The sequence below is a fragment of the Alcaligenes endophyticus genome (assembly GCF_026344035.1).
In the GTDB taxonomy this organism is placed as follows: Bacteria; Pseudomonadota; Gammaproteobacteria; order Burkholderiales; family Burkholderiaceae_B; genus Alcaligenes; species Alcaligenes endophyticus.
Genome location: NZ_JAPKND010000010.1, coordinates 11,993 through 24,699, shown reverse-complemented (window position 1 = coordinate 24,699; position 12,707 = coordinate 11,993). Strand labels below are relative to the sequence as shown.

8 protein-coding genes are annotated in these 12,707 nt (G+C 50.2%); 5 read left to right on the top strand and 3 right to left on the bottom strand.

Features of this window, described 5'->3' with window-relative positions; translation table 11 throughout:
* Positions 1 to 77 precede the first annotated feature (77 nt).
* Positions 78 to 761 (top strand): prepilin peptidase, encoded by a 684-nt coding sequence (locus tag OSH01_RS14935; protein WP_266124928.1) that lies wholly within the window; start codon positions 78 to 80, stop codon positions 759 to 761.
* On the opposite strand, the gene OSH01_RS14930 is transcribed toward OSH01_RS14935, so the two are convergent.
* Together OSH01_RS14930 and acnA are read right to left on the bottom strand one after the other, a co-directional pair.
* Positions 755 to 1,687, bottom strand: coding sequence for a 2-hydroxyacid dehydrogenase (locus tag OSH01_RS14930; RefSeq protein WP_266124927.1), 933 nt, complete (start codon positions 1,685 to 1,687; stop codon positions 755 to 757). The two genes, OSH01_RS14935 and OSH01_RS14930, sit on opposite strands and share 7 nt — an antisense overlap.
* Positions 1,688 to 1,766: 79 nt before the next feature.
* Entirely contained in the window at positions 1,767 to 4,430 is a 2,664-nt protein-coding gene (gene acnA, locus OSH01_RS14925) for an aconitate hydratase AcnA (RefSeq protein ID WP_266124926.1), read from the bottom strand.
* Between the two features lie 163 nt (positions 4,431 to 4,593).
* On the opposite strand from acnA, the gene OSH01_RS14920 reads away from it, so the two are divergent.
* The 4 genes from OSH01_RS14920 (at position 4,594) to OSH01_RS14905 (ending at position 11,748) form a co-directional block, all read left to right on the top strand.
* Positions 4,594 to 5,496, top strand: a complete 903-nt coding sequence (locus OSH01_RS14920; RefSeq protein ID WP_266124925.1) for a GntR family transcriptional regulator — start codon at positions 4,594 to 4,596, stop codon at positions 5,494 to 5,496.
* 64 nt (positions 5,497 to 5,560) lie between these two features.
* A complete protein-coding gene (locus OSH01_RS14915) occupies positions 5,561 to 6,718 on the top strand; it encodes a 2-methylaconitate cis-trans isomerase PrpF family protein (RefSeq protein ID WP_266124924.1) in 1,158 nt (385 codons plus the stop codon).
* A 172-nt stretch (positions 6,719 to 6,890) separates the two neighbouring features.
* The gene (locus OSH01_RS14910; RefSeq protein ID WP_266124923.1) at positions 6,891 to 9,320 is read left to right on the top strand and encodes a DUF3772 domain-containing protein; all 2,430 of its coding nucleotides are present in this window, start codon (positions 6,891 to 6,893) and stop codon (positions 9,318 to 9,320) included.
* Positions 9,310 to 11,748 (top strand): mechanosensitive ion channel family protein, encoded by a 2,439-nt coding sequence (locus OSH01_RS14905; RefSeq protein WP_266124922.1) that lies wholly within the window; start codon positions 9,310 to 9,312, stop codon positions 11,746 to 11,748. The genes OSH01_RS14910 and OSH01_RS14905 overlap by 11 nt, the downstream gene beginning before the upstream one ends.
* 26 nt (positions 11,749 to 11,774) lie before the next feature.
* Here the strand turns inward: OSH01_RS14905 and OSH01_RS14900 are convergent, their stop codons facing one another.
* A complete protein-coding gene (locus OSH01_RS14900; RefSeq protein ID WP_266124921.1) occupies positions 11,775 to 12,626 on the bottom strand; it encodes an MHYT domain-containing protein in 852 nt (283 codons plus the stop codon).
* Positions 12,627 to 12,707: the final 81 nt, after the last annotated feature.

Genomic DNA, 12,707 nt, shown 5'->3' with positions numbered 1-12,707 from the left:
CTCAGTAGACATCGAGTTTCGCGTGCTTCTCTGCTAGTATCCGGCATGGAATCTTTATAGTAGCGTTAGGAAACGATATGCGAGTCGTGTTCGACAGGGACCATGTTTTAGCTGCAGTGTTAGCCTTGTTGTGGGGGGGCGTTTTGCTTCGGCCTCTATGTTGGTGGGGGCTGGGTTTATTGCGTGAACTGGCGCAACACCAGCCTCAGCAGTTCGTCACACATAGTTATACCAGCAGAGTCATACTGGTCACCTTGCTATTTGTGTTGCTTCCCATAACAGGGTTGGTTTATGGGCTTGATTACCGTACTCTTGCTGCCGCTACCTTCTTAGTGGCAGTGCTTGTGCTGGCTTGGATCGATTCGGAAACCGGCTACTTGCCTGATGCCCTAACACAGCCTTTATTATGGTTGGGGTTACTGGTCAATGTGGGAGAGATGTACACTACCCTTGAAATGGCCGTGTTAGGGGCAGCATGTGCGTATGGTTTTCTTTGGTTGATCAATGCCGGTTTTATCTGGTTACGCAATAAACAGGGCATGGGGCATGGCGACTTTAAGTTATTAGCCGCACTAACCGCTTGGTTTGGGTTGGCTACCTTACCCACCTTACTGCTCCTTAGCTCGCTAGGAGCCTTATTATATGCAGCATTGATCTGGGCAATCGGCCGCTGGTATCAAGGTCGCTATTTACATTTTGGGCCTTACCTAGCAGCGGCAGGGGTATGCCAGCTATTTTTTCAGTTTTCTCCGTATCAGTAGCCTGTTTGCCGGTCTATAACGCCCTCTAGGGGAAGGCCTGCTTGCTGCGCATGTATGCGTTGCGCTATTTGCTGGATGGCTTTTGCAGCATGGGTGGGGCCTGAAATATGGGGAGTGATGCGAATTGCTGGATGGCTCCAAAAGGGATGTTCGCTTGGTAAGGGCTCAGTACGGAACACATCCAATATGGCGCCAGCCATATGCTGGCTGTCTAACGCTTGTAATAAGTCATTATCAACCACATGGTGGCCTCGACCAATATTAATGAGAGAGCTGCCGGGCTGTAATTGTGCCAGGTTCTCAGCATTCAAAATATTCGTGGTGTCGGGGGTTAATGGTAATACATTGATCAGAATTTTTGTCGATCGTAAAAACTCCTTTAACCCTGTTTGGCCATGGTGACATGTTATGCCTTCTGCTGTTTTGGCAGTGCGTGACCAAGTATGAACGGGATACCCCAAAGCATGGACGACGTCTGCTATCTGCTGGCCTACACGGCCAAACCCCATGATTCCAACGGGCCATTTCTCAAAGTACGGATAGTCAGCCGTTCCAGACCATACCTTTTGCTGTTGTAGGGCTGTGTATTGGTCTAGCCGACGGGTGATCTGGGCAATAGCATGCACTACATACTCAGTCATTTTCAACCCCATTTCGGCATCATCGAGGCGTACAACGGGTAGGTCGGCCGGTAAATATTTATTGTTAAGTAGTGCGTCGACCCCTGCCCCCATGTTGAATACGGCTTGTAGATCTTGCACTGAAGTAAAAAACTCTTCGGGGGGGAGCCAGACAATAGCGTAATCAGCACTAACTGTTTGATCGGGTTGCCAGAAAATTGCCTCAAACTCCACGCCTTCGGCCTTAAGCTGGGCCGCCCATTGATGGGCTTTATCTGGATTGGGGTAAAAAAAGACAATTTTCATCTGCATCACATTTTATTAAAGTTGGTTAAACAACAACGCCCACCGCGATGATAGCGGTGGGCGTTGTATAGGGTAACACTTAAATGGCGTTTGACTGCTCCATGTAGTTACGCCACACGCGCGGTAAAATACCGCCATGGCGCCAGTACTCTACGTCCTCTGTGGTGTCCAGTCGCACAGTGAGCGGAACCGTTAATTGACTGCCATCGGCTCGTGTAATGCGACATTGAACGGTTGAACGTACACCCACATCTTGAGCTAGATTCAAAATGTCCAAAGTTTCTGAGCCATCCAAGCCCAGCGTTTCCGCATTCGTGCCTTCCTTAAACTGCAGGGGCAACACACCCATGCCCACCAGGTTGGTACGGTGAATGCGTTCAAAACCCTCGGTAATCACTGCTTTTACACCTAGTAAGGCAGGGCCCTTAGCTGCTGAGTCGCGCGAGGAGCCGCAACCATAGTTCTTACCGGCAATGACGACCAAAGGCACATGGCGCTCTTGGTATTGTTGCGCAGCCTCAAAAATGCGCATCACTTCGCCGTCGGGCATGAGCTTTGTGACGCCGCCTTCCACGCCAGGGACAATTTTATTGCGCAAACGAATGTTGGCAAAGGTGGCTCGCTTGACGATTTCATGATTCGCGCGACGAGTGGTGTAGTTATTAAAGTCTTTTTGTGCCACTCCTTTAGACTGCAAAAAGTCAGCAGCAGGCGTGCCTAGGCTAATTGAGCCAGAAGGGGAGATATGGTCAGTAGTGATGGAGTCACCTAAAATTGCCAAGGGGCGCATACCGACCAGATCTGTGATTGGCGCAGGCGTTAAACGTAAACCATCAAAGTAGGGCGGTTTGCGTATGTACGTGCTGTCAGGTTCCCAAGGATAGTTACCATCACTTTCGCGTGCTAAGGCATCCCAAGGTTCACCACCATCATACAGTTCGCTGTAGCGGTCAATAAACAACTGACGATCATAGGCGCCTTCTATGGCTTGGTTAACCTCTTGGGTAGTGGGCCAAATATCTTTCAGGTAAATCGGATTACCGTCTGGGTCGGTGCCTAATGCATCTTGAGTGAGGTCTACACGCAAATTACCTGCTAGGGCATAGGCCACCACGAGGGCTGGCGAGGCTAAGTAAGCGGCACGGACGTTGGCGTGGATACGACCCTCAAAGTTACGGTTGCCCGATAACACGGCAGTGGCGATGAGTTTTTCAGACTCAATCGCTTCCACAATCTCGGCGGGTAATGGGCCAGAACCTCCGTTACAGGTCGTGCAACCAAAGCCGGCGATGTTAAAGCCTAAAATATCAAGGCTGTCTTGTAATCCGGCACGCTGCAATACATCAGCGGTAACTTGACTACCTGGCACTAAAGAGGTTTTAACCCATGGTTTGCTGCGTAAGCCTAATGCAGCGGCCTTTTTTGCTACTAGTCCAGCCGCCATCATATTGGCGGGATTGGCGGTATTAGTGCAAGAGGTGATGGCTGCGATCACGACATCGCCATCGCGCAGCATGATGTCAGTACCTTTGACGGGCACAGCACGTTCTGGATTGTATGTTTTACCTGAGATTTTCTCTACGTGAGCGGGGAAATCGTGGGAGGCTTGGTCTAATGGAAGATAGTCCTCTGGGTTACTTGGTCCAGCGATGCAAGGCTTGATCGTTGATAAATCGAGTGTAATGACAGTGTCGAAAGTCGGTGCAGGAGTATGCTCGTCACGCCAGAGTTTTTGCACTTTGCAATACTGTTCCACTAGGTCAATTTGTTCCTCGCTGCGACCTGTAGTGCGCATATAGTTTAGTGCGGCTTGGTCAATAGGGAAGAAAACTGCCGTAGCTCCGTACTCTGGAGCCATATTAGCAATCATGCCTCGGTCACCTAGTGACAGTTCATCAACGCTTTCACCAAAGAATTCGACAAACTGTCCGACTACGCCGAGTTCGCGCAGTTTTTGTGTAATGACTAATACTAAGTCAGTAGGGAGTACGCCATCTTGCAGTTTTCCTTTGAGCTCTATACCCACTACCGCCGGTAAAGCGATGGTGACAGGTAGGCCAACCATTACAGCTTCGGCTTCAATGCCGCCTACTCCCCAGCCTAAAATACCTAAACCGTTGACCATAGGAGTGTGGCTGTCGGTGCCGACGCAACTGTCTGGGTAAACCAGTGTTTGGTCCTGATCTTCTTTACTCCAAACCACTTGGCCAATGTTTTCAATATGCAGTTGGTGCATGATGCCTTTGCCTGGGGGAACCACTTTAACCCCGTCAAAGGCGCTAGCACACCAACGCAGGAAGGCAAAGCGCTCGCCGTTGCGCTGATATTCACGTGCTAAGTTGATGTCGGCCGCTTGCGGATTGGCCCAGCTATCGACTTGTAAAGAGTGGTCAATAATGACGTCGATAGGCACATGTGGGCGCACTAAAGAGGCGTTGCCGCCCGCATTTTGCACTCCCTCACGCATGGCCGCCATGTCGAGCAGCATCACGAGCCCCAAAATATCTTGCCCAAACACGCGCGCAGGATAAAAAGTGATGCCGTCGCCGACTCGACGTTGGAGTAAAGACTCTATCTCTGAACTGACATCACCGTCCCGTAAAGCTTGTTGGCGATAGAGGTTCTCTAGGAGTACGCGCAAAGAAAAGGGCAGCGTATCTATTTCTGGTACTTGGCTGATGGGCACATACTGTACGGTACGTGAGCCCAGTTGCAGGTCTTGCAAAGCGACGTGAGAGGTCATAGCAAACTCAAGTTAAGGGTTGGCCAAATTTCGGTGTAGGCTGAAAAAAAGGCTCAGGCAGGTTTATGTTCAAAGACAAAACAATTAGTTTGTATTTAGTTAGTATATAGTACAATAAATACCACTGGTATACACCAGCTATTTTCCGCTTTCAGGTTTACTGATGAAAAATGACTACAACTCTTTACACATCACTTTAGCGCATCGTTTGCTGGAGCATGTGCGCGCGGAAAACATGCAGGCTGGTCATCACATGACCGAGCAGTCGCTCGAAGAGGTATTGGGCGCTTCGCGTTCACCGATTCGCAGTGCGTTGTCCTATTTGCGCGATCATCAGGTTGTGGGGCCGCAGGAAGGTAGGCGTGGCTTGTATCTTTTGAAAAGTGCAGATGAGTTGGGCGAGTTTGATGAGCGCTTGAATATTAGCGTTGAAGAGCAAAATTATTTAACCTTAGCGCGGGAAAAAATGGCAGGTTTATTGCCTACCGTGTTGACGGAGAATGAGGTCATGCGCCGGTATGATCTGACGCGCGAACGCGCCCGGCGTATTCTGGCCCGTGCGGCGAACGAGGGTTGGATGGAGCAACGTGCCAGTAAAGGGTGGAGCTTTTTACCCATGATAGATGGTCCGCGTGCTTGCGAGGAAAGTTATGCATTACGCCAAGTGCTTGAGCCTGCGGCCATGCTGATGCCAGACTTTAGCATTGATAGCGAGGTGATTAATCGTGTGCGTAAACAGCAGCAGGCTTTAGCCGGTGGTGGCTATAAGCACGCTGGGTATGCCGAAATGTACAGCGCCAATGCCAATTTTCATGAGGCGATAGCCAGCCTTTCTGGGAACCGCTTTATTGTGCAAACCATTATTCGGCAAAATCAATTACGACGCTTGTTAGAGTATCAAGCATCGGTGGATAGGGAGCGCGTGCGGCGGCAGTGTCTTGAGCACATAGCGATTCTGGATTTACTGGAGCAAGGTGAACGGGAGCAGGCTGCCCAGTTATTGGCTCGGCATTTGGGTAATGCCAGTATTGAAAAAGTGGCTCAATTTAGCCGACTGGTCGACTAACCCAGTTGTCCTACGCGATTTTATTTTTATATACAGGTATACACCTGGGTCAGGAGAACTCTTTATGAAGCAAAAATCTATTCCTGCTGTCTTTATGCGTGGCGGCACCAGTAAAGCTCTAATGGTGCATAAGCGTGACTTGCCGGCTGATCAAGACGCGTGGGCAGATATTTTTACTGCTGCAATGGGGTCTCCAGACCCCTACGGGCGCCAATTAGATGGCATGGGGGGCGGTGTGTCTTCCTTGTCTAAGGTGTGCATTATTGGCCCCTCCAGCCATCCAGATGCGGATGTGGATTACACTTTTGCACAAGTGTCAGTGAAAGAGAAAAAAGTCGACTATCGTGGCAACTGCGGCAATATGAGCTCAGCGGTGGGGCCTTTTGCGGTGGATCAGGGCTTGGTAAAAGTGACTGGTGACACCGCTTGTGTACGTATTTTTAATACTAATACCCAAAAAATTATCCACAATACCTTTGCGGTTGAAGACGGCCAAGCTAGGTACGACGGTGACTTAAGCATTCCAGGGGTGGGCGGTACAGGCTCACCGATTCGTCTTGATTTTCTCTCTCCTGGTGGCGCAAGTACGGGCAAACTTCTGCCTACGGGTAATTTGGTAGACGTGCTCAATGTGCCCGGATTGGGTGAAATTGAAGTCTCGATGATTGATGCGGCTAATGCAGCGGTGTTTGTACGTGCTCAAGATGTAGGCATGACCGGACTAGAGCTGCCAGACTACCTAGAAAGCCACCCTGATATATTGGCACGCTTAGATGCTATCCGCGTACAGGCGTCGGTTGCCATGGGGATCGCACCCGATGTGGAAAGCGCCAAGCAAATAAAGATTGTGCCCTTTGTAGCCATCGTTTCACCGGTGGCGGATAATCCCACTTTATCGGGCGAAGTGGTGCCCGCCACGGAGATCGATTTGGTGGCGAGGGTGATTTCCAATGGGCAGCCGCATCGTGCACTACCATTGACTATTTCATTGTGTACCGCGGTAGCGGCGCGTATGACTGGGAGTTTGCCTGCTCAATGTTTGTCATCAACGGTAGAAGCCGAGGGGCCGCTGCGTTTAGGTATGCCTTCTGGCGTTTTAACGGTGGGTGCGCAAGTGGAGCAAAATGAAGGGCAATGGCAGGCCGTAGCGGGATCCTTCTATCGTACCGCCCGACGCTTATTTGACGGACAGGTCTGGTTCTCTGGCGACGCCTTGAAATAAAACAGAGGGTAGTAATGCAGGAGGCGATGCTGGCCGGCTGGCCACATCGCAGCCTTTCAGCTTTAGTAGTACAGAAATAATCGCTCACTATTCTTATTCTTGGTTATTCTTATGCTAATTAGCATGTGTTTATGCTGGCACAGAGAGTATAAGATTTAAGGGATAATCCGAAATGAGAGTGTCTGACTGCTTGTCAGGTTTCCGAACATGGCTATTTCGTGCCTTGTTTGGCCTGATGTTAATAAGTGCGAGTGTGCAGGCCCTAGAGTTATCCTTCGCTGAAAGTCAAACTCAGTTGGACCTTTCTAGGCAGTCCATACAGCAAATCCAAGAGCAGTTAAGTTCCCCTCTTACTGTTGACGATGTGGACTTGGCTAGTCTGCGCAATGAACTCATTGCCACCCACGAACGTATGCAGATCCTAGCCTTAAGCCTTGAGCCTGAGCTTAATGCCGTACAGGCTCGACTCAATGAGCTGGGCAAACAGGACGAGGAAGTAGCTGAGACTGATGCCTTGCGCGTGCAGCGGCAGCAGTTGCTAGGTACGCAAAGCCAGCTGGATGGACAGCTTAAGCAGGCCAAACTCCTGGCGATAGAGGCGACTCAACTACAGGATCAAGTTATACAGCGGCGCCGTTTTTTATTTCAGCAGCAGTTAGGCATGCGCACCCAACCCCTAGTCAGCGTCGGGTTCTGGGAGACAGTACAGCGCGATGTCCCCACAGACTGGCAAAAACTCAGTGCGGTGTTCCAAGAGATCAAGGCAAGTTTTAAAGAGGTTTCCAAATGGGCTTGGCTTGTCGCCCTTGGTGCCGCTGTGGTGCTGGTGGGGGGGCTGGTTTTTATCGCCATGCGCTTACCCTTTTTTGCCATTACGCATACCAAACCCTCACGCCTGCGGCGCTCTTTTCATGCGGTAGGCCTTATCGCGGTGTACACCCTCATTCCAGGCGTGTTATTTACGATTATTGATCAATTGTTGCGCTCTAATGTGGGGCTGTCGGACCAACTCAGTAAACTGATGGCCCAGTTAGTATGGGCGGCTTACTTAGCGGGCTTCGTATCAGGCCTAGGGCGTGTGCTTTTGGCTCCTAACAGGCCTAGCTGGCGTTTGCCTCCTATCCCGTCTAAGCTAGCTGAGCGTTTAAGCCCTTTGCCTTATATATTGGCGTTTTTGCTTGCTTTAGGATGGTTAAGTCAGCAAGTATTAATCTTAATTAATGCCAGCCTGAGCACGACTTTATTACTCAATAGCATCAATATTTTGTGTTTGAATGCACTGATTGGCTTTGTCGCCTGGACGCTAGGCCGTAGCGTTCAGCGTTCACGCCGTATCGACGCGGACCCAGGGGCGGAGTGGCTTCCCCCTTGGTTTATGACGGTGCCTATCGTCTTAATGATGGCTGTGACGAGTAGCTTCCTTGCTTTTTTCTTAGGCTATAACGCCCTAAGTGGCGTCATCGTGCAAGAAGTGCTTTGGTTGGTGTTAGTGGTTGGTAGCGCCTATGTGGTTTTAGCTCTGCTGACCGACATCGGCGATAGCCTGATGTTATGGGTGCGTGAGCGGTCGCAGGAGTATCACTGGCCAGTGTCGCAGTTTAGAACGCGCAGCCAGATCACTTTATTGCTAACCGGGGCAGTGCGTGTCTGGGTAGTAGTGATGGCGGCTACCCTAGTTTTTTTACCCTTTGGCGAGCACCCCGGTGATTGGGTGCATAAACGCTTAGGGTTTTTGCTTGAAGGCTTTAATGTAGGGCAGTTGTACATTAAACCTTCGGCGTTGTTATCGGCTTTATCGGTGTTGCTGCTTGGCGTGTTGGTAGTGCGCTTGTTACAGAAATGGTTGATGGAGCGTTTTTTGCCGGTTACCAGCCTGGACCCAGGTATGCGGGGTTCTACCGCTAATTTATTTAGCTATGTCGCTTATTTTTTCGTGTTTGCCGCAGTCTTGTCTTCCCTAGGGATAGGTTTAGACCGTATGGCCTGGATTATTTCCGCCTTGTCAGTAGGGATAGGTTTTGGCTTGCAAGCGGTGGTGCAAAACTTTGTGTCGGGTTTGATCCTCTTGGCCGAGCGACCCATAAAGGTGGGCGACTGGGTGAGTGTGAATGGAGCCGATGGTAATGTGCGGAAAATTAACGCCCGGGCAACAGAGATCGAGATGTTCGATCGATCTACCTTAATTGTTCCCAACTCTGAATTTATTACTAAGTCGGTCCGTAATGTCACCCTCAGCAATCCTTTGGGATTAGTGAAAATACAGCTGACCTTGCCCATTAGTACGGATGCAAAAAAAGTACGCGAAATTATGCTGACTGCCATGAGTGAGCAAGCAGAGGTGCTGGAGCAGCCTGCACCAGCAGTGTCTTTAGACGGGTTTGATGCCAATAGCGGTTTGGTGTTTGGGGCATCTTGCTACGTGGCAAGCCCACGTCAAGTCTCGAATGTGCGCAGCGCTATTTTATTTGAAACCCTAGACCGCTTTCGTCAGCAAGCGCTGGCTTTGCATCCCACACAAGTCATGTCTTTACAAGCAACAGAGCCTACGCTGAAGTCTTCCGTAGTCACCGCAGAAGTTCACGAGAAAAAATATGCTAAGTAGTCAGTCAAGTAGTATTTCACTTCGATTCAGCGGAAAGTGGAACGGGCTCACCCTCGCCTGTATCTGTTTTTGCTGGTTGCTGATTTTAATTAGCCCAGTGGCGGCGCAAAGTTATGATTGGGGCTTAGAACGTGATCTACTAGCACAATTGCAAAAAGCCCAAGATGACGTGCGACTGTTACAAAGACGCATTGAAAAAGAAGAGGTGACGCAGCGCATGGCTGATGTGCAGCGGGCTGATGATCAACTACAAGAGGGCTTAGAGTTGGCACGGCAGTCTATACGGCAACTGGATAGGCAAAATCAGATACTCTCTGCTCGCTTACAAGAAGTCGGTGAAGAGCCGCAGGGGCCCGAAGAGCACAATGCCATACGTCAAGAGCGCAAACAGTTACAGAAGTCTATGGCTACCTTGCAAGCGGAATTGCGCCTTGCGCGTTTGGTCCAAGTCGAAGCGACGCAAGTGCGGCAGTTATTGCAAGAAACTCGTCAGCGCTATGAAGGCGATAAACGCTGGCGAAGGGAGCCGTCATTGCTGTTTATGCAGTCATGGCCGGAACTGAGGAAGGCTTGGCCAAGCGATCTACTTGGTTTGAAAGCCTACTATCAAGAATGGGAGGCTACCTTAAAAGAGCATAGCTGGCGCACAAGTAAAGGTTCTTTATGGTTGCTTGTGGCGGTAGTGGTTGCAGGTTATTGGATGCTACGTCGGATGCCATCTTGGGCGGTTAGGTTTGTTCCAGGCAGTCGATTGCGTCGTTCGGCGTTGGCTTTGGCTAATTTGCTGGTATTTGGGACTGTCTTAACAGTCGTTTCGCGGCAAGGGGTGCTATTGCTGCTTGGGCGCCCCGAGTTATCTCTTGGGCAAATTGAACTCGTGGGCTTGGCGGTTATCGCAGGTACGTTTGGGGCGGTGGTCGTTGCCTCGTTACGCGCGGTGCTTTTACAGCCGCGCAGTAGTTGGCGCTTACTGCCTTTATCCGACTGTACGTATAAGCGTTTGCGGTTTTTCCCTTGGCTGTTCTTACTGCTGATCTATCTGGATATAGGGTCAGATTTGTTTGATAGCGCAGTCGACGTCTCGGCTATTTTCACCATTTCAGTGGAATCGGCTTGCGTTTTGTTATGGTTGTTAGTGTATGGCTATGGGTTCTGGGGCTTGCGTGCTGAGCGTCTGTGGCATTCCCCTGAGCCAGGACAGGCTATTTCGTGGATGCGTTGGCTCTATCGAGCCATGCTAGTGGCTTACTTCCTTGCTTGGGGAGCGTATCTAGGGGGGTGGATAGGCTTAGCTGACGACATTCTGACTCACTTTGTGGGGTGGGTGCTAGTGCTTGGGGTACTGGCCTACTTACTGGTTAGCTTGTTAGAGGATTTAGGCGACACTTTACTTGCTTATGTGCGATCTCGTGCTGTTAGTACAGATCCTGCAAGCCAAGAGCGAAGTCGCGTGCTAGGACAATGGATTATTGCTTTGTTCGCGATTGCTCGGGTCGTGGTTTTAGGCTTGTGCTTTTGGTTGATTAGTTCGGATTGGCTCGTGGCGCCTAAAGAGTTACTAGAGTCGGGTTTGGGAAGTGCCAGTGATGCCTTGCGTTTAAGCGCTGTGCAGTGGCGCCTTGACTTGTGGCTGCTGGCTCTCGCTGTGATGATACTGGGCGTGTTAGTGGTGAATCTACTGCGTAATTGGTTAATGCAGCGATTTATGCCAACCACCCGCTTGGAGCCGGGTCTGCAGCGGGGCATAGTGGGAACACTGACTTACACCTCTTATTTTGCGCTGTTAGTGGTCAGCCTGACCATGCTAGGGGTGCCTGTCAATGCGGTGACTTGGGTCTTTACAGCACTTAGCGTAGGCTTGGGTTTCGGCTTGCGTGGAATAGTACAAAACCTTGCATCGGGTCTAGTGTTGATGCTCGAGCGTCCATTTAAAGTCGGAGATTGGGTTGAGGTCGAGGGTGGGGAGGGGAATGTGCGTGAAGTACGCTTTCGTGCCACGTATGTAGAGCGTTTTGATAACTCATTATTAGTGGTGCCCAATGCTGAAATGGTGGGGCGTCCCGTGCGTAATTTAACCTGGCAGCCCGATATAGTAGGAGCAGTGGATATCAAGCTTTTATTACCTTTGGATGTGGATGCTGACCTAGTCATGCAGATCCTGCATGATGCCGTTGCCGAGCAACCCGAGGTATTGGCTGAACCCGCAGCACGTTTATTTTGTGATGGCGTGCAAGGAGATGGTTTGCTATTTGGGGGACGTTGTTTTATTAGTAATGTGCGTCACCAAAGAGCGATACGTAGTAGCTTGTTGCTAGGCATTTTACGGCGTTTTCGTAGCCACGGAATTAGCTTGCATCAGGCTCAACGACTAGTGACTCATTTTGATCCTGAGGCAACACTCAACGCGCCTTTACCTCAGGACATCTAAACAGACCATACACAATCTTTTTTATCTTACATTGTGTCTTTATCACTAGCATCTAGAATGGCCTGTAATTGCGCTTGCTTACGTGTTGCTTCGTAATATAAGGAGCGATAACGCAGTAAACGGTTGCCAGCCAGCATGAGTGCGGTAACGATAATGGTGAATACAGCCAGCAGCAAGGATGCAGAGGACGTATTGAGCATCACCACATCAAGCATTTCACTGTCGGTGCCCAGGAAGCGAGCCGACCACATGCCTAGGTAGTGTAAGCCTGCTATCGCTGTTCCCATCAGCAGCGCACTGAACATTATGCGGGCTTTTTGTGAGTGGTGGTGGGGGGCCGTTTTCAGGCGCACACTTAAGGACAAGGTGGCAAAAATAATGGCAAGCAGAATAGAGGCAAAAAACGTATAAGGCTCGTAGCGCAGGCTGGCTGTCATCCGCATGGCGCTCATACCACTGTAATGCATGACGGCTATGCCTAACGCAATAAGAAAACCACCTAGGAAAAGCTGTAAACGGCTGAGATTATGGCGCGATAATAATTGTAGAGCCACCCACGAAGCCCCCACACTAGGCAACATGGATAATAAGGTGATAGGGGGATCATAAATTACAGGGGTACAGAGCTCAAAGGCAAGCATGCCGATGAAATGCATACTCCAAATGCCGCCACCTAATGCGAGGGTGCCTGACAAGATGGCGATTTGCCGATGAACGGGGTTCTTTGCTATATGAGCTAGGTGGGCTGCTTGTAACGCCATGCCAGAGGTAAAAACAGCCATGACCAATGACAGGGCCACCAGCGTCACATCGTAGGTGTGATTGACGAATGGGCTGCTGTGCTCTGAGCTGAGGAAAAACTGATTTAATAGCGACATGGCCGATATTGCCTGTAACGGACGCAAGGTGGTAGCTTAGCAAGTAACGGCTGCTACCCTAAGGTGTAATAAAACTGCTCG